This window comes from Micromonospora sp. NPDC005173 (assembly GCF_040608515.1).
In the GTDB taxonomy this organism is placed as follows: domain Bacteria; phylum Actinomycetota; class Actinomycetes; order Mycobacteriales; family Micromonosporaceae; genus Micromonospora.
In genome coordinates, this window is record NZ_JBEXIK010000020.1 from 1 (window position 1) to 24,499 (window position 24,499).

General features: G+C 72.4%; 30 protein-coding genes, 1 pseudogene and 1 riboswitch. Of the genes and pseudogenes, 15 read left to right on the top strand and 16 right to left on the bottom strand.

Features of this window, described 5'->3' with window-relative positions; translation table 11 throughout:
* Positions 1–94, top strand: a pseudogene (locus tag ABZV00_RS21725) (phytochelatin synthase); the annotation flags it as partial.
* 65 nt (positions 95–159) lie between these two features.
* On the opposite strand, the gene dusB reads toward ABZV00_RS21725, so the two are convergent.
* From dusB to ABZV00_RS21745, 4 genes are all read right to left on the bottom strand, one after another.
* Positions 160–1,332: a tRNA dihydrouridine synthase DusB gene (dusB, locus tag ABZV00_RS21730; protein WP_328419269.1), complete on the bottom strand. Its 1,173-nt coding sequence runs from the start codon at positions 1,330–1,332 to the stop codon at positions 160–162.
* 64 nt (positions 1,333–1,396) lie between these two features.
* Positions 1,397–2,776, bottom strand: a complete 1,380-nt coding sequence (locus tag ABZV00_RS21735) for a glycine--tRNA ligase (RefSeq protein WP_328419271.1) — start codon at positions 2,774–2,776, stop codon at positions 1,397–1,399.
* A 114-nt stretch (positions 2,777–2,890) separates the two neighbouring features.
* Complete coding sequence (locus ABZV00_RS21740) at positions 2,891–3,370, bottom strand: hypothetical protein (RefSeq protein WP_355609013.1); 480 nt, start codon at positions 3,368–3,370, stop codon at positions 2,891–2,893.
* Positions 3,371–3,394: 24 nt separating this feature from the next.
* Positions 3,395–3,736 (bottom strand): antibiotic biosynthesis monooxygenase, encoded by a 342-nt coding sequence (locus tag ABZV00_RS21745; RefSeq protein WP_355609016.1) that lies wholly within the window; start codon positions 3,734–3,736, stop codon positions 3,395–3,397.
* A 29-nt stretch (positions 3,737–3,765) separates the two neighbouring features.
* Here ABZV00_RS21745 and ABZV00_RS21750 point away from each other — a divergent pair, with 29 nt between their 5' ends.
* The 8 genes from ABZV00_RS21750 to ABZV00_RS21785 all read left to right on the top strand — a co-directional run bounded on the left by ABZV00_RS21750 (position 3,766) and on the right by ABZV00_RS21785 (position 8,292).
* Positions 3,766–4,023, top strand: a complete 258-nt coding sequence (locus tag ABZV00_RS21750) for a hypothetical protein (protein ID WP_328419274.1) — start codon at positions 3,766–3,768, stop codon at positions 4,021–4,023.
* A 54-nt stretch (positions 4,024–4,077) separates the two neighbouring features.
* Positions 4,078–5,028, top strand: a complete 951-nt coding sequence (locus tag ABZV00_RS21755) for a metal ABC transporter substrate-binding protein (protein WP_355609019.1) — start codon at positions 4,078–4,080, stop codon at positions 5,026–5,028.
* Positions 5,025–5,786 carry a metal ABC transporter ATP-binding protein gene (locus tag ABZV00_RS21760; protein ID WP_355609022.1) on the top strand — a complete coding sequence of 254 codons (762 nt, stop codon included), beginning with the start codon at positions 5,025–5,027 and terminating at the stop codon, positions 5,784–5,786. The genes ABZV00_RS21755 and ABZV00_RS21760 overlap by 4 nt, the downstream gene beginning before the upstream one ends.
* A 2-nt stretch (positions 5,787–5,788) precedes the next feature.
* Positions 5,789–6,655 (top strand): metal ABC transporter permease, encoded by an 867-nt coding sequence (locus tag ABZV00_RS21765; protein WP_355609024.1) that lies wholly within the window; start codon positions 5,789–5,791, stop codon positions 6,653–6,655.
* Positions 6,656–6,698: 43 nt separating this feature from the next.
* A complete protein-coding gene (locus ABZV00_RS21770) occupies positions 6,699–6,998 on the top strand; it encodes a metalloregulator ArsR/SmtB family transcription factor (protein WP_282257156.1) in 300 nt (99 codons plus the stop codon).
* On the top strand, positions 6,995–7,393 hold the full coding sequence (locus ABZV00_RS21775; RefSeq protein WP_328419284.1) for a Fur family transcriptional regulator: 399 nt from the start codon (positions 6,995–6,997) through the stop codon (positions 7,391–7,393). The genes ABZV00_RS21770 and ABZV00_RS21775 overlap by 4 nt, the downstream gene beginning before the upstream one ends.
* Positions 7,394–7,493: 100 nt before the next feature.
* The gene (locus ABZV00_RS21780) at positions 7,494–8,102 is read left to right on the top strand and encodes a hypothetical protein (protein ID WP_328419286.1); all 609 of its coding nucleotides are present in this window, start codon (positions 7,494–7,496) and stop codon (positions 8,100–8,102) included.
* Positions 8,103–8,124: 22 nt separating this feature from the next.
* Complete coding sequence (locus ABZV00_RS21785) at positions 8,125–8,292, top strand: hypothetical protein (protein WP_328419288.1); 168 nt, start codon at positions 8,125–8,127, stop codon at positions 8,290–8,292.
* A 34-nt stretch (positions 8,293–8,326) separates the two neighbouring features.
* Here the strand turns inward: ABZV00_RS21785 and ABZV00_RS21790 are convergent, their stop codons facing one another.
* The 5 genes from ABZV00_RS21790 to ABZV00_RS21810 all read right to left on the bottom strand — a co-directional run bounded on the left by ABZV00_RS21790 (position 8,327) and on the right by ABZV00_RS21810 (position 13,492).
* Positions 8,327–10,333: an acyl-CoA dehydrogenase family protein gene (locus ABZV00_RS21790; RefSeq protein ID WP_355609029.1), complete on the bottom strand. Its 2,007-nt coding sequence runs from the start codon at positions 10,331–10,333 to the stop codon at positions 8,327–8,329.
* 120 nt (positions 10,334–10,453) lie between these two features.
* Positions 10,454–10,954, bottom strand: coding sequence for a DUF6328 family protein (locus ABZV00_RS21795; RefSeq protein WP_328419292.1), 501 nt, complete (start codon positions 10,952–10,954; stop codon positions 10,454–10,456).
* 126 nt (positions 10,955–11,080) lie between these two features.
* A complete protein-coding gene (locus ABZV00_RS21800; protein WP_328419294.1) occupies positions 11,081–11,830 on the bottom strand; it encodes an SIS domain-containing protein in 750 nt (249 codons plus the stop codon).
* Complete coding sequence (locus tag ABZV00_RS21805) at positions 11,827–12,633, bottom strand: AAC(3) family N-acetyltransferase (protein WP_355609033.1); 807 nt, start codon at positions 12,631–12,633, stop codon at positions 11,827–11,829. The genes ABZV00_RS21800 and ABZV00_RS21805 overlap by 4 nt, the downstream gene beginning before the upstream one ends.
* A 28-nt stretch (positions 12,634–12,661) precedes the next feature.
* A complete protein-coding gene (locus tag ABZV00_RS21810; RefSeq protein WP_355609035.1) occupies positions 12,662–13,492 on the bottom strand; it encodes an alpha/beta hydrolase in 831 nt (276 codons plus the stop codon).
* Between the two features lie 105 nt (positions 13,493–13,597).
* Positions 13,598–13,702, top strand: a riboswitch (TPP riboswitch).
* Between the two features lie 76 nt (positions 13,703–13,778).
* Here ABZV00_RS21810 and ABZV00_RS21815 point away from each other — a divergent pair.
* The 3 genes from ABZV00_RS21815 to ABZV00_RS21825 all read left to right on the top strand — a co-directional run bounded on the left by ABZV00_RS21815 (position 13,779) and on the right by ABZV00_RS21825 (position 16,715).
* Entirely contained in the window at positions 13,779–14,369 is a 591-nt protein-coding gene (locus tag ABZV00_RS21815) for an ECF transporter S component (protein ID WP_328419300.1), read from the top strand.
* A 110-nt stretch (positions 14,370–14,479) separates the two neighbouring features.
* Positions 14,480–15,895, top strand: coding sequence for an ABC transporter ATP-binding protein (locus ABZV00_RS21820; protein WP_355609223.1), 1,416 nt, complete (start codon positions 14,480–14,482; stop codon positions 15,893–15,895).
* Positions 15,896–15,914: 19 nt separating this feature from the next.
* Positions 15,915–16,715, top strand: a complete 801-nt coding sequence (locus ABZV00_RS21825) for an energy-coupling factor transporter transmembrane component T (RefSeq protein WP_328419304.1) — start codon at positions 15,915–15,917, stop codon at positions 16,713–16,715.
* A 54-nt stretch (positions 16,716–16,769) separates the two neighbouring features.
* Here ABZV00_RS21825 and ABZV00_RS21830 read toward each other — a convergent pair whose 3' ends face one another.
* On the bottom strand, positions 16,770–17,174 hold the full coding sequence (locus ABZV00_RS21830) for a hypothetical protein (RefSeq protein ID WP_355609038.1): 405 nt from the start codon (positions 17,172–17,174) through the stop codon (positions 16,770–16,772).
* A gap of 291 nt (positions 17,175–17,465) precedes the next feature.
* Here ABZV00_RS21830 and ABZV00_RS21835 point away from each other — a divergent pair, with 291 nt between their 5' ends.
* The gene (locus ABZV00_RS21835; RefSeq protein WP_328419308.1) at positions 17,466–17,762 is read left to right on the top strand and encodes an MTH1187 family thiamine-binding protein; all 297 of its coding nucleotides are present in this window, start codon (positions 17,466–17,468) and stop codon (positions 17,760–17,762) included.
* 103 nt (positions 17,763–17,865) lie between these two features.
* Entirely contained in the window at positions 17,866–19,308 is a 1,443-nt protein-coding gene (gene gndA, locus ABZV00_RS21840) for an NADP-dependent phosphogluconate dehydrogenase (protein WP_355609041.1), read from the top strand.
* A 37-nt stretch (positions 19,309–19,345) separates the two neighbouring features.
* Here the strand turns inward: gndA and ABZV00_RS21845 are convergent, their stop codons facing one another.
* From ABZV00_RS21845 to recO, 5 genes are all read right to left on the bottom strand, one after another.
* Positions 19,346–20,107 (bottom strand): pirin family protein, encoded by a 762-nt coding sequence (locus ABZV00_RS21845; protein ID WP_355609044.1) that lies wholly within the window; start codon positions 20,105–20,107, stop codon positions 19,346–19,348.
* Positions 20,104–20,331, bottom strand: coding sequence for a thioredoxin reductase (locus ABZV00_RS21850; protein ID WP_355609046.1), 228 nt, complete (start codon positions 20,329–20,331; stop codon positions 20,104–20,106). Before ABZV00_RS21850 ends, ABZV00_RS21845 begins: the two co-directional genes overlap by 4 nt.
* Positions 20,332–20,518: 187 nt before the next feature.
* A complete protein-coding gene (locus tag ABZV00_RS21855) occupies positions 20,519–20,704 on the bottom strand; it encodes a hypothetical protein (protein ID WP_328419316.1) in 186 nt (61 codons plus the stop codon).
* Between the two features lie 66 nt (positions 20,705–20,770).
* Positions 20,771–21,547 (bottom strand): isoprenyl transferase, encoded by a 777-nt coding sequence (locus tag ABZV00_RS21860; RefSeq protein WP_355609049.1) that lies wholly within the window; start codon positions 21,545–21,547, stop codon positions 20,771–20,773.
* Positions 21,548–21,551: 4 nt separating this feature from the next.
* Positions 21,552–22,454 (bottom strand): DNA repair protein RecO, encoded by a 903-nt coding sequence (gene recO, locus ABZV00_RS21865; RefSeq protein WP_355609052.1) that lies wholly within the window; start codon positions 22,452–22,454, stop codon positions 21,552–21,554.
* Positions 22,455–22,556: 102 nt separating this feature from the next.
* On the opposite strand from recO, the gene ABZV00_RS21870 reads away from it, so the two are divergent.
* The gene (locus tag ABZV00_RS21870) at positions 22,557–23,363 is read left to right on the top strand and encodes a DUF4097 family beta strand repeat-containing protein (RefSeq protein WP_355609055.1); all 807 of its coding nucleotides are present in this window, start codon (positions 22,557–22,559) and stop codon (positions 23,361–23,363) included.
* Here the strand turns inward: ABZV00_RS21870 and ABZV00_RS21875 are convergent.
* Complete coding sequence (locus ABZV00_RS21875; protein ID WP_355609058.1) at positions 23,350–24,489, bottom strand: acyltransferase; 1,140 nt, start codon at positions 24,487–24,489, stop codon at positions 23,350–23,352. The two genes, ABZV00_RS21870 and ABZV00_RS21875, sit on opposite strands and share 14 nt — an antisense overlap.
* Positions 24,490–24,499 lie beyond the last annotated feature (10 nt).

Genomic DNA, 24,499 nt, shown 5'->3' on the forward strand with positions numbered 1-24,499 from the left:
CGCCGACTCCGCCGACCCGAACCAGGCCTCCTACGAGGTCACCGTCGAGCACCTCGCCGACTGGATCGCCACCCGCGGCTACGCCACCAGCTGACACCCCGCAACCAACAACGAAGGGCCGGACCCCGGTAGGGGTCCGGCCCTTCGTCGTCGTTCGGGTCAGCCGCCGGAGTCGTCCATCTCCGCGCCCTCGGGTACGACGTCGTCGTCCCGGCTGGCCAGCCAGCCGTCCGGCAGGAAGACCTTGCCCGGGGAGTTCGTCCGCCCGCGCGGCTGGCCCAGGGCTGCCACCGGGAACGGCTCCGCCGGGTCGAGCTTGCCGAGCAGATCGTCGAGCTGAGCCAGGCTCTCGATCATCGCCAGCGAGCGGCGCAGCTCGCCGCCGACCGGAAAACCCTTGAGGTACCAGGCGACGTGCTTGCGGAAGTCGGTGCAGCCGTCCCGCTCGCCCCGGGCTGGGTTGCGCGCGCCCGCGACGAACTGGTCGACCAGCAGCTCGGCGTGCCGGCGCATGGTCACCGCCACCTCGCCGAGGGTGGGCAGCCGCCGCTCCGGCCGGCCGTTGAAGGCGGCCTCCAGGTCAGCGAAGAGCCACGGGCGGCCCAGGCATCCGCGCCCGACCACCACGCCGTCGACCCCGGTGTGGGCGACCATCCGCAGAGCGTCGTCGGCCTCCCAGATGTCGCCGTTGCCGAGCACCGGCACGTCCAGGGCCTGCTTGAGGGTGGCTATCGCGTCCCAGTCGGCGGTGCCCGAGTAGCGCTGCCCGGCCGTCCGGCCGTGCAGGGCGACCGCGGCCACCCCGGCGTCCTGCGCGGCGAGCCCAGCCTCGACGTACGTCAGATGGTCGTCGTCGATGCCCTTGCGCATCTTCACGGTGACCGGCACGCCGGCCGGTGTCGCGGCGTCCACCGCGGCCTTCACCAGCCGGGCGAAGAGCCGGCGCCGCCACGGGAGCGCCGCGCCGCCACCCCGGCGGGTCACCTTGGGCACCGGACAGCCGAAGTTGAGGTCGATGTGATCGGCCAGATTGCGCTCGACCACGATCCGCACGGCGGCGGCGGTGATCTCCGGATCGGTGCCGTAGAGCTGGAGGCTTCGCGGCTGCTCGTCCGCGCCGAACGCGATCATGTGCAGCGTCTTCGGGTTCCGCTCGACCAGCGCCCGGGTGGTGATCATCTCGCAGACGTAGATGCCGCCGCCCTGCTCCCGGCAGAGCCGGCGGAATCCGACGTTGGTGATCCCGGCCATCGGCGCGAGCACCACCGGCGGCCACACCTGGTACCGCCCGAGAGTCAACGGGCGCAGCGCAGGGACGGTCGAGGCGGTCACCGGACAAGTGTACGGGGCCCCGGCCGGCGCTTTCCGCGTCGGCCGAGGCCCCGTAACCACCGTCTCAGCAGCCGGGGAGGCGCTCGATCAGGTAACGCTCGACCTGGTCCAGGGAGATCCGCTCCTGGGCCATGGTGTCCCGGTTGCGGACCGTCACGGCGTTGTCGTCCAGGGTGTCGAAGTCCACCGTCACACAGAACGGCGTGCCGATCTCGTCCTGCCGGCGGTACCGGCGGCCGATCGCCTGCGAGTCGTCGAACTCCACCACCCAGCGCTTGCGCAGCAGCGCGGCGAGATCCTTCGCCTTCGGCGACAGCGCCTCGTTGCGGGACAGCGGCAGCACCGCCACCTTGACCGGGGCCAGCCGTGGGTCGAACCGCATCACGGTGCGCTTGTCCACGCCGCCCTTGGTGTTCGGCGCCTCGTCCTCGTCGTACGCCTCCAGCAGGAAGGCGAGCACCGCGCGGGTCAGACCAGCGGCCGGCTCGATGACGTACGGCATCCAGCGCTCGCTCTTGGTCTGATCGAAGTAGGACAGGTCGACGCCGGAGTGCTTGCTGTGCGTGGAGAGGTCGAAGTCGGTGCGGTTGGCCACGCCCTCCAGCTCGGCGAACTCGGTGCCGCCGAACTGGAAGCGGTACTCAATATCCACCGTCCGCTTCGAGTAGTGGGAGAGCTTCTCCTTGGGGTGCTCGTACAGGCGCAGGTTGTCGGCCGACAGGCCCAGGTCGAGGTACCAGTTCCAGCGCTCCTGGAGCCAGTACTCGTGCCACTGCTCGTCGGTGCCCGGCTCGACGAAGAACTCCATCTCCATCTGCTCGAACTCGCGGGTCCGGAAGATGAAGTTGCCCGGGGTGATCTCGTTGCGGAACGACTTGCCGGTCTGCGCGATGCCGAACGGCGGCTTCTTGCGGGCGACCGTCTCGACGTTCTTGTAGTTGACGAAGATGCCCTGGGCGGTCTCCGGGCGCAGGTAGTGCAGCCCCTCGTCGCTCTCCACCGGGCCCAGGTAGGTCTTCATCAGGCCGTTGAACATCTTCGGCTCGGTGAAGGTGCCCTTGTTGCCGCAGTTGGGGCAGTTCAGCTCGGCGAGCGAGGTCAGCGGCTTGCCGTGCTTCTCGGCGTACGCCTCCTCGAGGTGGTCAGCCCGGAACCGCTTGTGGCAGAACTGGCACTCGGTGAGCGGGTCGACGAACTCGGCGATGTGGCCGGACGCCTCCCACACCTTGCGCGCCAGGATCACCGCGGAGTCGAGGCCGACCACGTCGTCGCGCTGCTGGACCATGGTCTTCCACCACTGTCGGCGGACGTTCTCCTTCAGCTCCACGCCGAGCGGACCGTAGTCCCACGCCGATCGGGTGCCTCCGTAGATCTCGCTGGAGGGGAAGACGAAGCCTCGGCGCTTGGCGAGGCTGACGACGGCGTCGATACGGTCGGCTGGCATGTTTCCTCCTACGCCGGCTGGCGGTCGGCGGGGGCGAGATGTGGATGGAACGGTCGGTTCGGGACAACGGTACGACCACCGTCGCCCCGAGCCCAGGAGAATACCGGGGGCAGGTCAGCTCACCCCGCAGACCTCCATGCCGCCGGTCTGACCGTCCTGGCCCAGGCTCACCTGCTGCTGTTCCCGGTCGCCGCCGTCGAGCGTCACGTCCACCGGAACGGTCAGGTTGGTGGTGTCCACCTCACCCACCCGGAACGCGGCGACCTGCGGCTCGGCGGCCGCCCGCCGCTCGAACTCGGGGCGGGACTCGCGCCGCTGCGCGTCGTCGCAGAGCTGGTCGTAGGCCCGCCCGTAGTTCCGCTCGACCAGCGCCTGGTAGTAGTCGCCGGTCACGGTGCGGCCCTGTTCGCGGATCGCCTGCACACCGCTGACGGCCAGGCCGACCACGGCCGCGCCACCCCCGCCGCAGCAGAGCAGCACGGCGAGCGCGCCGACGCCGAGGCCGATCCAGAGCCGGGTCCGGCGGCCCTCGGTGGGCGGCGCGGCGAACGGCGGAGCTACCCCGGGACCGGGTGGCGGGGCGGGTGCGGTCATAGGAGCAGGGTAGTGCCAGACGGCTCAGCGGTAAGGACCAGCAGCCCGATCACTCTCGGCTATGACCACGGCCCCACCGGGCGCCGCACTGGCCAGCGCCTCGTACGCGGACGGCTCGTCAACGGACTCGGCGAGTAACGGCACGGCGCTCACCTTGACCTCGAAGGCACCCAGCGCCCGCCGGTAGGTGCCGACCGACTCCCACTCGGTGACCAGGGACCAGTACCGGGGGTCGTCCAGCGCCCGGACCAGTTGACCGCGCAGGTAGCCGGGCCGGGCGGCCAGCGCGGAGAGGGCGGCGTGCGCCCGTTCGGTGAAGTCGTCGGCGACATCGACGTCGACCACGAACCGGTTGGTCACCAGCACCGGGGGTTCCTCCTCGTAGAGTCTGTGGGATGCAGCGTACGCAGCGCCCTCTGCTCGCCCGGTTGGCCGGGGCGAACCCGACGTCGGTGTTCCTGCTCACCCTGGTGGTGGTGCTGGTCGCGTTCTTCACCCCCGGCGTGATCGGCGGGCTGCTGACGCTCGCGCTCGCCGCGGGCCTGATCGCCCTGATGGTCACCACCTGGCCGGTTCAGGCCCCGCAGACGCGGCTGATCCGGCTGCTGATGCTGACCCTGCTGGTCACGGTGGGTCTGGCGAAGCTGCTCTGACATGCACTCATGCGTTTTTGACAATCATTATCGTTACGACGGACAGTTGGCGGCATGACCAACCGCACCACGTCCCGTGTCCTGGCCGCCGCCACCGCTGTGCTCGCCCTGAGCGCCGGGGCCGGCTGTTCCACCGGCGGTGCCGCCGGCGCCGATCCCCAACGGGTCGACGTGGTGGCCGCGTTCTACCCACTCCAGTTCCTGGCCGAGCGGATCGGCGGCGACGCGGTCCGGGTCACCAACCTCGCCAAGCCCGGCGCCGAGCCGCACGACCTGGAGCTCAGCCCGAGCCAGGTCGGCCAGGTGAGTGAGGCGGAGCTGATCGTCTACCTGAAGGGTTTCCAGCTGGCGGTGGACGACGCCATCGCGCAGAGCGGTGGCGACCGGGCGTTCGACGTGACCAGCGTGCAGCCGCTGCTGGACGCGACCGCCGGGGGGCACAACCACGAGGGCGAGGAGGAGCACGGCGAGGAGGAGCACGGCGGCGGCAAGGACCCGCACGTCTGGCTCGACCCGACCCGGCTCGCCGGCATCGGCGACCAGTTCGCCCAGCGGCTCGGCAAGGCCGACCCGGGCCACGCCGCCGACTACACCGCCCGCTCCGCGACGCTGCGCGCCGACCTGACGGCCCTGGACGGCGAGTTCAACCAGGGATTGCAGACCTGCCAGCGGCGGGAGATCGTGACCAGCCACACCGCGTTCGGCTACCTGGCCGACCGGTACAAGCTCGACCAGGTCGGCATCACCGGGCTGACCCCGGACGTCGAGCCCTCGCCGCAGCGGCTCGCGCAGGTGATCGAGGAGGCGAAGGAGCACCAGGCCACCACGATCTTCTTCGAGACGCTGGTCAGCCCGAAGGTCGCCGAGACCATCGCTGGTCAGGTCGGCGCGAAGACCGCCGTGCTGGACCCGATCGAAGGGCTCGCCGCCGGCAGCGGCGCGGACTACCTTTCGGTGATGCGTACCAACCTGCAGACCCTGCGGACGGCGTTGAGCTGCTCGTGAGCGCACCCGTCATCACCGTCGAGCACGGGGTGGTCGGCTACGACGGCCGCCCCGTGCTCCGGGACGTCTCGCTCACCGTGACCGCCGGGGAGGTGGTCGCGGTGCTCGGGGCCAACGGCTCCGGCAAGTCCACGCTGATCCGCGCCGTGCTCGGGCTGGTGCCGCTCAGCGCCGGCTCGATCACCCTCTTCGACCGGCCGTTGCGCCGCTTCCGGCAGTGGGAACGCATCGGGTACGTCCCGCAGCGGCTGGGCGCGGGCGGCGGCGTGCCGGCCACCGTCCGCGAGGTGGTGGCCTCGGGCCGGCTGGCCCGCCGGGGGATCCTCCGGCCGCCGGGTGCGACCGACCGGGCCGCCGTCGACGCCGCGCTGCACGCGGTCGGGCTCGCCGACCGGGCCGCCGACCCGGTGTCCACCCTCTCCGGCGGCCAGCAGCAGCGCACCCTGATCGCCCGCGCGCTGGCCGGCCAACCGGAGCTGCTGGTCCTCGACGAGCCCACCGCCGGGGTGGACGCGGCCAGCCAGGAGGCGTTCGCCGCCGCGCTGCGCGGCTTCGTGGCCGACGGCGGCACGGTGCTGCTGGTGGCCCACGAGTTGGGCCCGCTGCGACCGGTGATCAGCCGGGCTGTCGTCGTCCACCAGGGCGGGATCTGTCACGACGGCGCCGTGCCGGATCCGGCCGGCCATCACGCGGAGCCCGACCACGACCACGTGCACCCGCACGGTCCCGACGAGCCCGCCGGGCTGTGGAGCAACTGACCATGGAACTCTTCCAGTACCCGTACATGCAGCGCGCCCTGATCGCCGCCCTGGTGATCGGCCTGGCCGCACCGGCGCTCGGCATCTACCTGGTGCAGCGCCGGCTCACGCTGATCGGCGACGGCATCGGGCACGTGGCGTTGACCGGCGTCGGCGCGGGCCTGCTGCTCAACCGCTCGCCGGTGCTGGTGGCGGTGATCGTCGCCACCGTCGGCGCGATCGCCATCGAGCTGGTCCGCGCTCGCGGGCGTACCTCCGGCGATCTGGCCCTGGCCCTGCTCTTCTACGGCGGCATCGCCGGCGGTGTGCTGCTGGTCGGCCTCTCCGATGCCACCAGCGCCAACCTCAACGCCTACCTGTTCGGGTCGCTGACCACCATCTCGTCCGCCGACCTGACCACTATCGGGGTGCTCGGCGCGGCGATCCTCGTCACCATGATCGCGTTGCGGCCGGCGCTCTTCGCGGTCAGTCACGACGAGGAGTACGCCCGGGTCTCCGGCCTGCCGGTGCGCACCCTCAACCTGCTGATCGCGGTCACCACCGCGATCACCGTGACCATCGCGATGCGGGCCGTCGGGGTGCTGCTGATCAGCGCGCTGATGGTGGTTCCGGTGGCCACCGCCCAGCAGGTCACCCGGGGCTTCCGCAGCACGATGACCGCCGCCATGGCGCTCGGGTTCTTCGCCGCCGGCTCCGGCGTCTGGGTGGCGGCGACGGCGGACACCGCGCCGGGCGCCTCGGTGGTGCTGGTGGCGATCGCCTCCTTCCTGGTGGTGGCCGTGGCCGGCGGGGTCTGGCGGGCGGTGCGCCGCCGGGCGACCCCGACCGCCGCGCTGGCCCCGGAACCGCACGAGGTCGTGCTCCGCTGAGCCGGATCAGCGGAATGTCCGCGATATTGGTTACCGTTGCAGGATGACCAGCGCAACAGGCTACGAGGGGTTCGATGGGGCCAGCGAGTTGCTCCGCGCCCTGTCGGCGCCCATCCGGCTGGCCATCGTCAGCGAGCTCGCCGACGGCGAGCGGTGCGTGCACGAGCTGGTGGAGAAGCTCGGCGCCGCCCAACCGCTGGTCTCCCAGCACCTGCGCGTGCTTCGCGGCGCGGGCGTGGTGCGGGGTTCCCGCCGAGGTCGGGAGATCGCGTACAGCCTGGTCGACGAGCACGTGGCGCACATCGTGGCGGACGCGGTCAGCCACGCCGGGGAGGGATCATGAGCGAGAGCAGCACAGCGGTGCGCAACACCCGGCAGCGTTCGGCGGTGAGCGCCCTGCTGGGCGAGATGGAGGGCTTCCACAGTGCCCAGGATCTGCACGCGATGCTCCGGCAGCGCGGCGAGCGGGTCGGCCTGACGACGGTCTACCGCACCCTGCAGGGGCTGGCCGACGCGGGTGAGATCGACGTGATGCGTCCACCGGGCGGCGAGCATCTCTACCGCCGTTGCAGCGAGGGGCACCACCACCACCTGGTCTGCCGGGCCTGTGGGAGCACCGTCGAGGTGGCCGGCCCGGCCGTGGAGAGCTGGGCCGACCGGGTCGCGGCTCAGCACGGGTACGCCGACGTCAGCCACACTCTGGAGATCTTCGGCACCTGCCCGACCTGCGTGCACTGACAGCGTCGCCCCGGCCGCGTCGGGGCCGCTCGGGTCGTGGCCGTCCCGGCGGTTGATCCGACGGGTGCCGGGCCGGGCCGTTCGTGGCACGCTGTCCGGCGTGAAGATCTACGCCGATCGCTTTCCGACCGCCGCCCGCCAGTTGTTCACCGACCTGCTCGTCGTCGCGTGGGTGTACGTCGCGATCCGCGGCGCGCTCTGGCTGCACGACCTGGTGCAGAAGCTCGCCGTACCCGGACAGAAGTTGGAGGGCGCCGGCAGCGGGCTCGCCGACAATTTGGGCGAGGCCGGCGGCAAGGTCGGCCGGGTGCCGCTGGTCGGCGACGAGCTGACCGCGCCCTTCCAGCGGGCCGCCGACGCCGCCCGGTCCCTCGCCGACGCTGGCCGCGACCAGCAGCACCTGGTCGACCAGCTCGCCCTCGCGCTCGCCATCGCGGTGCTGATCTTCCCACTCGGCCTGGTGCTGTTCGGTTGGCTGCCGCTGCGGGTCCGCTGGATGCGCAGGGCCTCCTCGGCCGCACAACTGGCCTCCGGCCCGGCCGGGCGGGACCTGCTCGCCCTGCGCGCGTTGGCCACCCAGCCGCTGGGCCGGCTGACCCGGATAGCGCCGGACGTGGCCGAGGCGTGGCGGCGCGGCGACGACGACACCGTCGACGCGCTGGCCGCGCTGGAGCTGCGCCAACTCGGCCTGCGCGCCAGGAGTCGCTGACTGGCCCGCTAAGGTCGTCGGCGTGTTCTACTTCCTGATCGTCATCGCCGTCCTGCTGCTCGGCTACGCCGCGGTCCTGGTCTCCTTCGTCCGGCGGGGCAAAAAGATCCCGCCCGCGGCGTACCTGGCCCTGGCGGGGCTCAACGGCCTGATCCTGGCGGCGGTGCTGGCCTGGGCGGTCTCCCGCTGACCGCGCGGCGCGACGGCACGCCGGGCGGTACCGGTCACGGCTTGGGCGGGATGCGGCGGCGAACGTCCTGCGCGGTGGACGGGCCGGGCGACCAGCCGGCCACCCAGGGCAGCTCGTCGGACGGGGTGATGACTCCCTCCTCCAGGCCCGCGTAACGGCCGGCGAGGATCCGCTTCGCGGCGGCGGTGTCGACCGAGTCGGTGTTGTCCCAGAGGGCGCTGAACAGCGCGTCCACCCGGACCCGGGCCTGCCGACAGAACAGGTCGGCCAGCTCGACGTTCTCCGGTCGGCTGTCCCGCTCGGCGACGGCCCGGACGCAGACCGCCGACATCGCGAACAGCTCCGCGCCGATGTCCACCACCCGGCCGAGGAACGCCTGCTTGCGCTCCATCTTTCCCTGCCAGCGGGACATCGCGTAGAACGTCGACCGGGCCAGCTTGCGCGACGACCGCTCCACCTGCCGCAGGTGCGCGGCCAGCGGCCCGAACTCGGCGTACGCCGACGGGCTCTGCCCCCGGCCGACGGCCAGGGTGGGCAGCCACTTCGCGTAGAAGGCCCCGGCTCGGGCGCCGGCCCGGGCCTTGCGGCCGAGCCCCGCCTCCGGGTCGATGATGTCGCCGGCCACCGACAGGTGGGCGTCGACCGCCTCCCGGGCGATCAGCAGATGCATGATCTCGGTGGAGCCCTCGAAGATCCGGTTGATCCGCAGGTCGCGCAGCATCTGCTCGACGGCGGCCGGGCGTTCGCCGCGGGCGGCCAGCGAGTCGGCCGTCTCGTAGCCGCGCCCACCCCGGATCTGGACCAGCTCGTCGGCGATCTTCCAGGCCATCTCGCTGGCGTACAGCTTGACCAGCGCCGCCTCGATCCGGATGTCGTTACGGTCGTCGTCGGCGAGCAGGCAGCACAGGTCGAGCATCGTCTCCATGCCGTACGTGGTGGCGGCGATGAAGGAGAGCTTCTGCGCGACCGCCTCGTGCTCGCCCACCGGCCGACCCCACTGGACCCGGTCGGCAGCCCAGTCCCGGGCCACGTTCAGCGCCCACTTGCCGGCGCCCACGCACATCGCCGGCAGTGAGAGCCGGCCGGTGTTCAGCGTGGTCAGAGCGATCTTCAGCCCCTTGCCCTCACCGCCGATGACGTTCTCGGCCGGCACGAACACGTCGTGGAACCGGGTGAGACTGTTTTCCAGGCCGCGCAGGCCGATGAACTCGTTGCGCCGCTCCACCGTGATGCCCGTGCTGTCGCCGTCCACCACGAACGCCGTGATGCCACCGCGCCGACCCTCGGCGGCCGGCACCCGGGCCATCACCACCAGCAGGGTGGCCACGATGCCGTTGGTGGCCCACAGCTTCACCCCGTTGAGCCGGTAGCCGGTGCCGTCCTCGGTCGGCTCGGCGATGGTGGCCAGCCGGGCCGGGTCGGAGCCGACGTCCGGCTCGGTGAGCAGGAACGCGGAGACCTCGCCAGCGGCGAGCCGGGGCAGGAAGCGCTGCTTCTGCTCGGCGGTGCCGAACATCTTCAGCGGCTGCGGCACCCCGATCGACTGGTGCGCCGAGAGCAGCGCGCCGATCGCCGGGCTGACCGAGCCGGCCAGCATCAGCGCCCGGCAGTAGTGCAGGTTGCTCAGCCCGAGACCGCCGTACGAGCGGTCGATCTTCATGCCGAACGCACCGAGGTCGGCCAGACCGTGGAACACCGCGTCCGGAATGGACCCGTCCCGCTCGATGGCGGCACCGTCCACCTCGGACGTCAGGAAGGCGCGGAACCGGCCGAGGAAATCCTCCGCGCGGGCCACATCGGCCGGGTCGGAACGGGGCCACGGATCGATCAGGTCGAGCCGGAACCGGCCGAGGAACAACTCCTTGCCGAAGCTGGGCCGGTCCCAGACGGACTCCCGGGCGGCCTCGGCGACCTGCCGAGCCTCCTTCTCGGAGACCTGCCCGGCCTCTGCCGGCAGCGGCGCCGCGCCGCCCTGGGTGCTGGGGGTGGCGCCGGAGTCGGGGCCGTCCGGTGCGGGTCGGCTGTTCTGCGTCGTGGTCACGGCTGCCCCCTCGAAGCTCGGTGCGGCTGCGTCGACATGCGCGACTACCGTCACGCTACCCCCGGTTGTTACCCAGGGGTAGCGCTCCGTGAAGATCGAGTTCGGCCTCGCCCGACGACGTCAGTCGGCCAGGGCCCGCGGGTCGTCGTCGTCATCGTCGATGTCGTCCTCGCCCCAGTTGCGGCGGGCGAACGGCAGGAGCATCCAGAAGGTGAGGAACCAGAGCCCGGTCAGCGCGCTGAGCACGAAGGCGATCGGCCGGTCCAGCACGAAGTCGGTGATCAGCAGCACCGCGCTGACCATCGCGATCAGCATGAAGGCGAGGCCGCCGGTGGCCATCCGGTGGGCGAAACGGACCAGCTCCGGCTTGCGGCCCTGCCGGAACAGCGCCCGGTGGAACGCCACCGGGGAGATGATCATCGCGGTGGCGGCGGCCGCCGCGAGCAGCGCGACGATGTAGACGTCCCGCTGAAACTCGCTGGTCTGGGTGAAGCCGTTGCTGAACGGCAGGGTGAGCAGGAAGGCGAAGAGGATCTGCACGCCGGTCTGGGCGACCCGCAACTCCTGCAACAGGTCGGCGAAGTTGCGCTGCCAACGCTGCTTGTCGGTCTCCTTTGACACGTGCTACCTCCGGTGCGACGGTACTGCCGGCGATCCTGGCCGCCGGCAGCAACGCCAATGCCCCACCCGGCCGAGCACGAAACAGGTTCACGACACCAGTCGGTCACCTGCCCTGCCCGAGCGGGCTCAGGAGCCGCGCCGGATCCGGCCCGCGTACCGGGCCTCCAACTCCGCGTTGTGCGCGTCGCCGTCCGGGATGTTCGCCGACAGGTAGACCGGGGGCCGCTCCCCCGCCGCCAGCAACCGGGCCACCACCTCCACGGTGATCTGCTGGGCCAGCAGAGCCGCGGTGATCGAGGAGACCGCGCCGACCGCGCCACCGCCGGGCAGCGGCAGCGTCGCGTCGCCGTACGGTGCGCCGTTGTCGAGCACCACGTCGGCGAGGTCGGCCAGCTTGCGCCCGGACGGGTGCCGGGAGGCCATCCCACCGGAATGTTGTGCGGAGGTGATCGCCACCAGCCCGTGCCCGCGCTGCTTGACCAACGTGGCGAACTCCACCATCGCGCCGTTGACCCCAGAGTTCGAGGCGAGCACGAAGACGTCGGCGGGCCGCACCGGGGCAAGCTCGTAGAGCCGGTGCGCCACCGCCGGGTCCCGTTCCAGCAGCGGGCCGAGCCGCTCGGCCGGCTCCCCGCCAAGCAGCACCAGATCACGCAACGCGATCCGGTTGGTCGGCACCAGGCCACCGGCCCGGCCGGCGATCTCCATGGCCAGCGCCTCCGAGTGCCCGGTGCCGAACGCGTGCACCACCCCGTCGGCGCGCACCGCGTCGGCGATCAGGTCGGCGGCCTGCTCCACCGCCGCACGCTGGCTGGCGGCCACCCGGCCGATCGTCTCGGTCACCACGGCCAGGTAGTCCTCGGCACTCACGCTCATGCATCCTCCATCGTCCGGTTGCGGGCCAGCCAGTGCACCGCGAAGTCGACCGCCGCCCGCTGGCGCATCAACCTGCCGGTCCCGGTGCCGACCGGTCCGATGCGGACCGCCCCGGTGGCCTCCAGGTCCCGGCCCAACGCGCCGAAGTCGGTCTCGTCGAGCCGTACGTCCTGCCACCACACCCATTCACGGCCACCATCGGCGGTACGCACCGCCCCGCCCAGCCGCTCCCTGGGCGGGGACGGTCGGCGGTACTCGGCGAGGTGCATTGAGGTGTTCACGCCATGGTCCACGCCGAGCAGCAGCACGTCGGCGTCCAGATCGTGGAGCCGGGCCAGCGGGGAGCCCTCGCCGAGCATGTCGGCCCGGTCGTGCCCGGCCATCACCTGCTCGGCGGCCGGCCCGAGCGCGGCGAACGACACCTGCGGATGCGAGCTGCGCAGTGCGCCCGGCCAGCCACGGACCGTCTCGGCGAGCACACCCATGTACCGGCTCGGGGTGACCGCCGGGTCGAAGCCCGGCATCTCGGCGCGGATCAGCGGCCACCAGTCCGCCGGCACCGGCGGGTTGCGCCACTGCGCGGGGTCGCTGTTGTCGGGAGTGTGGGTGGGCACCACGAGGGTGCCGTCCGGGCCGAGGGCGTCGCGCAGGGCGAGCACCACCGCCTGCGGCCCGCCACAGACGAAGCCCAGCGGACGCAGCGCGGCGTGCACCAGCAGCGTTGCACCGGGGCGTACGCCCAGCAGGCGCAGTTGCGCGGCGAGCGACCGCCGGGTGCCCGGCGTGCCGGCGTCCGTCGTCACAGTGGTCCTCCTCGCTGCCCGGCGCGGTTCAGGCCGCGCCGCCGACCCGGGCCAGGATCGCCTCGGCCAGCGGGCCCGGCGCGGCGTCCGGAATCCAGTGACTCACCCCGGGCAGTTGTACGAAGCGGTAATCCCCGGTCACGTTCGCGGCGCACGCCTCCGCGGCGGTCCGGCCGATGGCCATGTCCCGGTCGCTCCACAGGTACGTGGTGGGCACCGCGACCTGGCCGACGTCGGCCAGGTCGGCGCGCGACATCGCCCGGTACCAGTTCAGGGCGGCGGTGAGCGCCCCCGGCTCGCGCATCGGGTCCGCGTAGCGGGCCACCCGGGTCGCATCGCCCACCCCGCCGAGCAGCTTGCGCAGCGCGGTCGCGTTCCACGCCAGCAGCACCTTCTCCGCCTTTTCCGGCTTGCGGAACAGCGCGATGTACGACGAGCGGGCCTTCTGCTGGCCGTCGTTGGCGAGCGCGTGCGCCATGGCCGCCGGATGGGGCACGGACACCGCGGTCAGCGTGCGGACCCGCTCGGGGTGCTCAGCGGCCATCGCCCACGCCACGACGGCGCCCCAGTCGTGGCCGACCAGGTGAACGGCGTCCAGACCGAGAGCGTCGAGCACGGCCACCACGTCGGCGACCAGCTCGGGGATCCGGTACTCGGCGACCGCTGCCGGCCGGGCGCCCGGCGAGTAGCCCCGCTGGTCCAGCGCGTACGTGCGCAGCCCGGCGGCGTGCAGCGCCGGGACGACCTCGTCCCACTCGCCGGAGTGCTGGGGGAAGCCGTGCAGCAGCACGACGGGTGCACCGCCCGACGGGCCACCGGTGCGTACCTCGAACGTGAGACCTCGCGCGTCGACCCGCATGATCGTCAGCCTACCCAGCCGGCGTCGTGCGGGCCGGCCGCCGAGGTGGCGGACGTCCTGCTGGGCCGGCACCCCCGGTCGGTGCTAGCGTCACCGAGACAACTTCACATCCGACAGGGGAGCGCACAGCGCTGAGAGTGCGGGCACGCCCGCAGACCCTCGAACCTGATCTGGGTAATGCCAGCGCAGGGAGTTCGGTCGACCTCCAGCCGCGCCGCCGTCCGGTGCCAACCGGGCTGCGGCGTGCGTCTTCTCCTGGTTCGCATTCAGGACTAGGAGCATCCACATGAACCACACCGACACCAACCGCTGGCGCACCATCGACATCGTGGTCGCCTCGGTGATCGCGGTCGCCTTCGGCGTCATCTTCTGGGCCTGGGGCCTGGTCTGGAGTGCCACCGAGGGCGCCTTCGCCTTCTTCCCGCCGGCGCAGACCCTGCTCTACGGGGTCTGGCTGATGCCGGCCGTGCTCGGCGGCCTGGTCATCCGCAAGCCCGGCGCCGCGCTCTACTGCGAGACGGTGGCCGCGGTCCTCTCCGCGCTGCTGGGCAGCCAGTGGGCCGGCACGGTCATCCCGCAGGGCATCGTGCAGGGAATCGGCGCCGAGTTGGCCTTCGCCGCCTTCCGGTACCGGTCGTTCCGGCTGCCGACCGCGGTACTGGCCGGCGCGCTGACCGGGCTCAGCGCCGCCCTGTTCGACTTCTTCGTCTGGAACGTCGACTACGCGCTCACCGACTACCGCATCCCGTACGCACTGCTCACCATCGTCAGCGCCACGGTGCTCGCCGGCGCCGGCGGTTGGCTGCTCACCCGCGCCCTGGCCAACACCGGCGTCCTCGACCGCTTCCCGGTAGCCCGCGACCGCCCCGCCATCTGACCATCCGTGTCGATCATGAGGTTGACCGGCGGATTGATCTTCGAAACACCCGCCAACCTCATGATCGACCGGGCAGGGTGGACCGGACGCGGAGTGGGGGTGTGGGTGCGGTGAGCGGGGTGCAGTTGCGGGGGTTCGGCTGGCGGCACGCCGGGCGCCTCGCCTGGGCGGTGCGTGGGGTGGACCTGCGGGTCGAGGCTGGGGAGCGGGTGCTGCTGCTCGGGCCCTCGGGGGCCGGCAAGAGCACCCTGCTCAGCGCACTGGCCGGGCTGCTACCCGAGGACTCCGGCGAGCAGGAGGGCACGGTCGAGATCGACGGGCTCGACCCACGCAAGGGGCGGGAACGGGTCGGCATCGTCTTCCAGGACCCGGAGACCCAGCTGGTGATGGCCCGCTGCGGCGACGACGTCGCGTTCGGGCTGGAAAACCGGGGCGTGCCGGCCGGCGAGATCTGGCCCCGGGTGGACGAGGCCCTGCATCGGGTCGGCTTCCCGTACTCCCGGGACCGGAACACCGCCGCGCTCTCCGGCGGCGAGCAGCAACGCCTCGCCCTGGCCGGCGCGCTGGCGCTGCGACCCGGCCTGCTCCTGCTCGACGAGCCGACCGCCAACCTCGACCCGGCCGGCGCCGACCTGGTCCGGCGGGCGGTGGCCGGCGCGCTGGACGCGGACACCACGCTGATCCTGGTGGAGCACCGGGTCACCGAGGCGCTGCCCCTGGTCGACCGGGTCGTCGTCCTGGAGCCCGGCGGCGGGGTCCGCGCGGACGGCCCGCCCGCGGCGATCTTCGCCGCGCACGGCGACGCCCTCGCCGCCGAGGGTGTCTGGGTGCCGGGTCACCCCATCGCGCCCCGGCCGGCGACCGCCGCCCCCGGCGAGCTGTTGCTCACCGCCGACCGGCTCGGCCTGCCGCCCCGGCTGGGCCCGACCGACCTGGCGGTACGCGCCGGCGAGGCGCTCGCCGTACGCGGGCCCAACGGCGCCGGCAAGTCGACCCTGGCACTGCTGCTCGGCGGGCTGCTCCGGCCGGGCGTCGGCCGGGTCACCGCGTCCGCCGAGCTGGCCGGGCCGGACCAGCGCACTCCCCCGCACCGGTGGCGGGCACCCGCGCTGGCCCGGCGGATCGGGTCGGTCTTTCAGGATCCGGAGCACCAGTTCGTCACCAGCACGGTCTTCGACGAGTTGGCGCTCGGTCCGCGCCGGACCGGCCAACCCGAGGCGGCCGTCAAGGAGACCGTGGCCGGGCTGCTGGACCGGCTGCGGCTGACCCGGCTCGCCGCTGCCAACCCGTACACCCTCTCCGGTGGCGAGGCGCGGCGGCTGAGCGTGGCGACCGCCCTGGCCACCGCGCCCCGTCTGCTGATCTGCGACGAACCCACCTTCGGCCAGGACCGACGCACCTGGCGGGAGTTGGTCGACCTCTTCGCCGACCTGCGCGACGCCGGACACGGCGTCGTCACGGTCACCCACGACGCGGACTTCGTCGCCGCGCTCGCCGACCGCACCGTCACCCTGGAGCGATCGTGACCAGCGGGGACGACAACCGATGATCAGCATCGAGCCGGTCGCCGCGCCCGGTGCGCCGCTGGCCCGCCGCAACCCGGTGGCGAAGGTGGCCGCCGCACTGCTCTTCTCGTTCATCCTGTTGGCCACCCTGGACCCGGTGGCCCCGGCGATCGCCATCGCGGTCGAACTCGCCGTGCTGCCGCTGTTCGGCATCCGCTACCGGGTGCTGGCCCGGCGAGCGTGGCCGCTGCTGGTCAGTGCCGCCGGCATCCTGATCACCCTGGTGCTGTTCGCCGCCGACCGGTCCGGCCGGGTCCTGCTGGACGCGGGACCGGTGCTGGTGACCACCGGAGTGCTGCTCACCGCGCTCGGCCTGGTGCTGCGGGTGCTCGCGGTGGCCCTGCCCGGCGTGATCGTCTTCGCCACCACCGATCCCACCGACCTGGCCGACGCGCTGATCCAGAACGCGAAGGCGCCAGCCCGGTTCGCCATCGGGGCGCTGGCCGCGTTCCGGCTGGTGCCGCTGCTCGGTCAGGAGTGGCAGATGATCAGCATGGCCCGGCGGGCGCGTGGCGTCGACGCCGGGCGCAACCCGGTGGCGAAGCTGCGGCTGTTCACCTCCACGGCGTTCGCGCTGTTGGTCGGTGCGATCCGCCGGGGCACCCGGCTGGCCGTGGCGATGGACGCGCGCGGCTTCGACGCCGGCACGCCGCGTACCGTGGCCCGCCGTCAGCCCTTCACCCGCGCCGACACCCTGCTGATCGTCGCCGCAGCGGTGCTGGCCGGCACCGCCCTGACCACCAGCATCCTCCTGGGAACCTTCCGCCCCCTGATCGGCTGACCCCGCCCCACCCACAGCAAAGCTGAGGGCGGGGCGGGGCCGACAAGGGTTGGTTCAGCTGCGGCGGAAGGCGTAGCGGCGGGGTTGGCCGGCGCGTTGGCTACGGCCGCCAGCGGAGCGGGGGCCACCGCCGTGCGGCGGTCCGGCCGTCGGTGCCGCTGGCCGTTCGGCCGCCGGCAGGTCGACCACCGCCGGCACGTTGACCACCGGCGGCACCTCGATCCCTGCCGGCACCTCGGTTGCCGTCGGCAGGTCGGCCAGCGGCAACAGGTCGACCGGCTCCGCCGGCTCGGTCGGCAGCCCCGACCCGACCAGCATGGCCGGTAGGGCCGGCTCGACCGGTGGGAGGTCGGGACGGGTCAGCGGTAGCGGCAGCGAGCCACGGCCGGCCGCCGGGTCGGTGCCGGGCGGCGTCGGTGCGGGGGTACGGGACTTCTTCGGGTTGCGCCTGGCTGGCATCCGGGCCTCCTTCGGGCCGATCGACACGGCCGGTCCCGCGCTCCGGCGGTCGGTCGGTTCGGCTGGTGACCGTCGCAGCGTGACGGTCGAACGGGGAAGGGACTGCTCACCGGGGTCGAGCAGGGCCAGCACCGCCGCACGGCGGGTGGGGATGCGGGACGCCCGGGAGCGCACGGACCGCGGCGCGGGGCGGCGGGCCGGCTCGGAGAGTGGGGCGTCAGATGCGCATGCCCAGACGCTATCCCGTTGGCGGGCACCGGCGCATCCGGTTTTCCTGGCACGATCGGCACCATGCTGATCGCGTTCTCGATTACCCCGCTCGGTGTCGGTGAGTCCGTCGGTGACCTGGTGGCCGAGGCGGTGCGGGTGGTCCGCGAGTCCGGCCTGCCCAACCGGACGGATGCCATGTTCACCACCGTCGAGGGCGAGTGGGACGAGGTGATGGCGGTGGTGAAGCGGGCGGTCGACGTGGTGGCCGCGCAGGCGCCCCGGGTGAGTGTGGTGCTCAAGGCCGACATCCGGCCGGGAGTGACCGACGCGCTCACCGCGAAGGTGGCCCACGTGGAGGATCGGTTGGCCCAGGGCTGAGCGCTACCGGCCGGTGACCGGCTGTCGACGACGACGCCCGCACTCCCACGCACCGCGATACGGTCGCAGCACGGCAGTGCGACGGTGAGAGGTGGCGGCACGGATGGCTGAGCAGGCGACGGCGCAGATCGGTGTGACCGGGCTGGCGGTGATGGGCCGCAATCTGGCCCGCAACCTGGCCCGCAACGGCTTCACCGTGGCGGTGCACAACCGTTCGCCTACGCGCACCCGCAGCCTGATCGCCGAGCACGGCGACGAGGGCACGTTCGTGCCCGGCGAGTCGATGACCGACTTCGTGGCGTCGCTGGAACGACCCCGCGCGGTGATCGTGATGGTCAAGGCGGGTGCGCCCACCGACGCGGTGATCGACGAGCTGGTGCCGCTGCTGGATGAGGGCGACATCATCGTCGACTGCGGTAACGCCCACTTCGCCGACACGCGTCGCCGGGAGGAGTCGCTCCGGGCGCGAGGGCTGCACTTCAGCGGCACCGGTGTCTCCGGCGGCGAGGAGGGCGCGCTGCTCGGGCCGAGCATCATGCCGGGCGGCTCCGCCGAGTCGTACGCCAAGCTCGGGCCGATGTTCGAAAAGATCGCCGCGCACGTGGACGGCGTCCCGTGCTGCACGCACATCGGGCCGGACGGCGCCGGGCACTTCGTCAAGATGGTGCACAACGGCATCGAGTACGCCGACATGCAGCTCATCGCCGAGGCGTACGACCTGCTCCGGGCTGGCCTGGACGCGGAGCCGGCGGAGATCGCGGAGATCTTCCGCGACTGGAACAGCGGCGAGCTGGAGTCCTTCCTCATCGAGATCACCGCCGACGTGCTGGCTCACCGCGACTCCGCCACCGGCCGGCCCTTCGTGGACGTGGTGCAGGACCGGGCCGAGCAGAAGGGCACCGGACGGTGGACCGTGCAGAGCGCGCTGGACCTGGGCATCCCGATCACCGGGATCGCGGAGGCGACCTTCGCCCGCTCGCTCTCCGGGCACGTCGACCAGCGCGAGGCGGCCCGCCGGGCGTTCCCGGACGCCGGTGAGAAGTGGCAGGTGGCCGACCGGGAGGCGTTCATCGAGGATGTCCGCCGCGCGCTGCTCGCCTCGAAGATCGTCGCGTACGCGCAGGGCTTCGACCACATCCGCGCCGGCAGCCAGGAGTACGACTGGAACATCGACCTCGGCGGCACGGCGACCATCTGGCGGGGCGGCTGCATCATCCGGGCCCGCTTCCTGAACCGGATCCGCGAGGCGTACGACGAGCAGCCCGACCTGCCGACGTTGCTGGTGGCGCCGTACTTCGCCGACGCGGTCGGTGCCGGCGTGCCGAGCTGGCGGCGGGTGGTGGCCGACGCGGTCCGGGCCGGAGTGCCGACGCCGGCGTTCTCGTCGTCGCTGGCGTACTTCGACGCGCTGCGCGCCGAGCGGCTGCCCGCCGCGTTGATCCAGGGCCTGCGGGACAACTTCGGTGCGCACACCTACCAGCGCGTCGACCGCGAGGGCTCGTTCCACACCACCTGGGCGGGAGTGCGCACCGAATCCCCCGCCTGACGGCGTACGCCTGGCCTCTCCCCGTCTCGGGGTGGGGTCAGGCGATGGTCGCGTGCATCTCCCAGACGAGGATCTCGGCCGGCTCGTCCGCGGTGACCCGACGGCCGCCGGTCGCGGTGAGTCGGGCCGCGTCGCCGGTGCCGAGGGGGCCGCTGCCCTCCAGGGTCACCGTGCCGTTGGGCACGTACAGGTGCACGAAGGGCGCATCCGGGATAGTGACCTCGTCGCCGGGGCCGAGCCGGGCGGCGTGCAGGGTGGCGTACCGGTTGCGGATCCGGATCGCGGACGCCCCGTCGTAGCGGTCCATTCCGGAGGCGATCGGGACCAGGCCGCCGCGCAGCAGTTCGTCCTCGATCTCCAACTGCTCGTAGCCGGGGTCGACGCCCTGCTCGTCGGGGAGCACCCACATCTGCACGAAGTGCACCGGGTCGCTGTGTGGCGCCTGGTTGTTGAGTCGCCAGGCGTCGTTCTTCTCCGAGTGCAGGATGCCGGTGCCGGCGCTCATCCGCTGGGCCAGCCCCGGGTAGATCACCCCGGAGTGGCCGGTGGAGTCCTGGTGCACCAGGGAGCCGCGCAGCACCCAGGTGACGATCTCCATGTCCTCGTGCGGGTGGGTCTCGAAGCCGGCACCGGGGCGGACCACGTCGTCGTTGTTGACCAGCAGCAGACCGTGGTGGGTGTTGGCCGGGTCGTAGTGCCGGGAGAACGAGAAGGAGTGCTTCGAGTCCAGCCAGGAGATCCTGGTGGCGAAGCGGTCCTCGGCCCGGCGTACGTCGACCGATGGGGCGGGCGCGGTCACCAGGCACGCTGCCCGGTGTCGGAAGACGACGGCGCCCAGGTCAGGGCCGGCTCCCCGGTGGCCAGCTCGGCGATCTCGCCGCTGCGCAGCTGCGGCGTGTGGCCGAACTCGGCGCAGTGCTGCTCGGCGATCTCCGAGCAGATCTCGGCCACCTGCTCGCAGATCGGGTCGCCCAGGTCGGCCGCGTTCAACGCCATGATCATCTTGTACCGGAGATCCCGCATGTCCACCTCCGACCGCCTCGGTCCCACCACCTTCGGACCCTACCCGCCACCAACCCGCAGCACCCCGAAACGACTCCCTCCCGGGGCGACCGCTCCGGTCGGGTCGCCGCCACCGCCGACCCGACGGGTGCGGACACGGAGCGGCGCCGCCCCCGAAGATGTGGGGGCGGCGCCGAGGATCACAGGGTTACCAGAATCGGCGACGCTTGGCCTTCTGGGGGCGGATCAGGTCGGCACCCTTGGTCAGCAGCCGACTCGCCCCGGAGGGACCACGTCGGGCCTCCAGGGTGTGGCTGAGGCGGCGGGCGCCGGCCGCGGCCAGTGGCACCGCGATCGCCATCACCGCCCACTGTGCAATGCGCTTCTGGATCATGTGGGTTCACCTCCGTCAGTGGCTCCTGACATCACTGATACCCAGCGTGACGTGCCGGTAAGCCTCTCAGACCACCGGGGCGACCGGGTTGGGCAGCGCACCGCCGAACCGCCGGTCCCGCTGGGCGTACAGCTCGCAGGCGTACCAGAGGTGGCGGCGGTCGAAATCCGGCCAGAGCGTGTCCAGGAAGACCAGCTCGGCGTACGCGGTCTGCCAGAGCAGGAAGTTGGAGATCCGCTCCTCCCCGGAAGGGCGCAGGAACAGGTCCACCTCCGGGATCTCCGGGTGGTAGAGGTACTTCGCCACGGTCTTCTCGGTGACCTTCGCCGGATCCAGCCGGCCGGCCGCCACGTCGCGGGCGATCGCGGCGGCGGCGTCACCGATCTCCGCCTGCCCCCCGTAGTTGACGCAGAACTGCAGGGTCAGCGTCGAGTTGCCGCGGGACATCTCCTCGGCGGTCTGCAGCTCGGAGATGACGCTCTTCCACAGGCGCCCGGGCCGACCCGACCAGACCACCCGGACACCGAGGTCGACCAACTGGTCGCGGCGGCGGCGGATGACGTCCCGGTTGAACCCCATCAGGAACCGGACCTCGTCCGGCGAGCGCCGCCAGTTTTCCGTGGAGAACGCGTACGCCGACAGGTAGGGGATGCCCATCTCGATCGCACCCTCGATGGTGTCGAAGAGGCTGTGCTCCCCCGCCTCGTGACCCTTGGTGCGCGGCAGCCCGCGCTCCTTGGCCCACCGGCCGTTGCCGTCCATCACCACGGCGACGTGCTTTGGCACCGCCTCGGTGGGCAGCGCCGGCGGACGGGCGCCCGACGGGTGCGGTGTCGGCGGCATCGGCTCACGCCGGCCGGCCCTCATCGATCGGATCACTCTCTCTCCCCCTGCTCGCACCGTCCGCCCCGGCCTCGACGTCGCCGCGCGGCCGGAGCATCGCGGCCCCAGCGCCCCCCGGTGGCGGGACCGTGCCGGTCACCGAGGGACCCCGGTCGACCAGCGGGAGCGAGCGTAGCGCGCGTTCCAGATGCCACTGCAGGTGCGCCGCGACCAGCCCACTGCACTCCCGGCGGACGCCGGTCTCGGTGGCGTCGGCGACCACCCAGTCGCCGGTGGCCAGCGCGGACATCAGGTCGATGGTGGCCGGCGCGGGATGGGCCGCGCCGGGCGGTCGGCAGTCCGGGCAGACCGCGCCACCGGCCGGTACGGAGAACGCCCGGTGCCGCCCGGGTGTGCCGCAGACCGCGCACGCGATCAGCGCCGGCGCCCAGCCCGCGAGGGCCATCCCGCGCAGCAGGTACGCGTCGAGCACCAGCGTGGTGGCGTGCTCGCCCCGGGACAGCGCCTTCAACGCGCCCACGGTGAGCTGGAAAAGCCGCAGCGACGGCTCCCGCTCCACCGGGGTCAGCCGCTCGGCGGTCTCGGCGATCGCGCTGGCCGCCGTGTAACGGGGGTAGTCCCCGAGGAACCGCTTGCCGTACAGCTCGATGCCCTCGACCTGGCTGACGGTGTGCAGCGAGCTGCCGTGGTTGCCCTTCGGGTCACCGGCGAGCTGGAGGTCGACGTGGCCGAACGGCTCCAGCCGAGCACCGAACTTGCTGGTCGTGCGGCGGATCCCCCGGGCCACCGCGCGCAGCCGGCCGTGCCGGCGGGTGAGCAGGGTGATGATCCGGTCGGACTCGCCGAGCTTCTGCACGCGCAGCACCACCGCGTCGTCGCGGTAGAGCTGTCGGCGATACCCGGCCATCGGACCATTCTCCCTCGGGGTGTGAAATCAGGGTCGGATCGGGGTGGACGCGCGGACGAACCCCGATGCGCCCGGCGCGCGACCGGCCGTAGCGTGCTGGACATGGCACTGCACCGGACCACCGGCCACCCCCGTCACCGCGCCGTCGCTCCCGTCGCACTGGGGGCGGCCACCGCCCTCATCCTGCTCACCGGGTGCGACAACCTGGCGTTCCGCCGCCTCGACTACGACAACACCGAGGCGGTGAAGATCACCACGATCCGGGTGCTGCCCGGTTCCGGCGATCTGGTGGTGCACGGCACCGGCTCGGCGTCCGAGGTGCGGATCAAGCGGGTGGTGCGCTACCAGGGCGGCGAGCCCAACAGCCGGTACGAGATCAAGGACGGCGAACTGCTACTGGACGCCGACTGCGGCGACCGGTGCAGCATCTCCTACGAGGTGACCGTGCCGGAGGGGGTCGCCGTGCAGGGCGAGACCGGCTCCGGCGATGTCGAGCTGACCCGGGTCGGCACCGTCGACCTGCGACTCGGCTCGGGCGACGTGCGGGTCGCCGGCGCCACTGGCGCGGTCGGTGTGGAGACCGGCTCCGGCGACATCGTCGTGAGCGAGGCCAGCGCGGCGGTACGGCTACGCGCCTCGTCCGGGGACATCGCCGCGCGCCGGCTGAGCGGCGCGGTCGACGCCGAGGCGCAGTCCGGCAACGTCACCGTCGAGCTGGACGCGCCCGCCTCGGCCCGTGCGCACGCCTCCAGCGGGGACGTCACGCTGGTGGTGCCGGCGGGCAGCTACCGGGTCCGCTCCAGCACCGGCTCCGGCGACGCGCGGGTCACCGTTGCCGACAACCCGGCCGCGTCGCTGGTGCTCGACGGCTCGGCGGGCAGCGGCAACGTGACGATCAGCCAGCGCTGACCTCGACGGTGGCCACCTCCCCGGCCACCCGCTGCGCCGGTACGACGGGCCGTCCGACGGTCGCCCCCACGCCGGTCTGGTTCGCCGGTCGATTGTCGGAGCGGATCGGCGGGCCGGACTGGCGGGGCGGGCCACCGGGGAGCAGTTCCGGGCGCCGGCGGGCGGCGACGTCCTCGACCCAGCCGACGGCCAGGGTCACCACCCCGACCAGTGCGAAGACCAGCAGCACCCGGATGGCCAGCCCCAGCGGATCCTGGTGGGACCAGCCGACCACGTCCACCAGCGGGGTGAGCGCCACCACGAAGGGCATGTGCCAGAGGTAGACGGTGAGCGCCCGCCGATTGACCACGGTCACCGCCCGGTCGGCCAACCGGCTACGCCTCAGCCAGTCAATCCCGGCCGGCGCCCGACCAAGAACGATCAGGATGAACGCGGTGGACCAGAGGGCGTTGCCGAGATGGTTGTCGTTGAGGTCGTACCCGCGCGGGCCTGGATGCGCGACGATCCAGGCCCCGCCGGCCGCGGCGAGCACCAGCGCCGCCGGGTACAGCACCCGGCCGGCGAGCCGGCGCAGCATCCCGGCCTGGTGGGCGAAGCCGAGCAGCCACGCGCCGAAATAGAGCCCGAACTCGCGCAGCACCGCCGGGGGCGCCGGGTAGATCCCCACCTCGATCGCCACCAGCAGGAGGTACGGGGCGAGCAGGGTGGGCAGCGGGGCACGCCGGAACAGCCAGAGCGCGATCGGTGAGGCGAGCACGAACCACAGGTAGTCGCGCAGATACCAGATGACGCTCAGCGCCAGGGCACCCCAGTTGTTGGCCGGCGGGTCAGCGATCGGGAACAACCACAGCAGCAGCCGCGGCGACACCGGCAGCCCGGTGAACAGCATGGCCGGCACGAAGACCGCGGCCATCACCCACAGCGACGGCAGCAACCGGCGCAGCCGGCGGCCGACCGCCACCGGCCCCGAGCGGTTCAGCGAGGCGGCCATCAACGAGCCGGCCAGCGCGAACATCACCGACATGGCAGGAAAGACGAGCGTGAGGGTCGCCCACCCGGTGACGTGGTAGACGACCACTCGGACGATGGCCAGGAAACGGAGCAGATCTAGGTACCTGTTGCGCATCAGCCTGCAT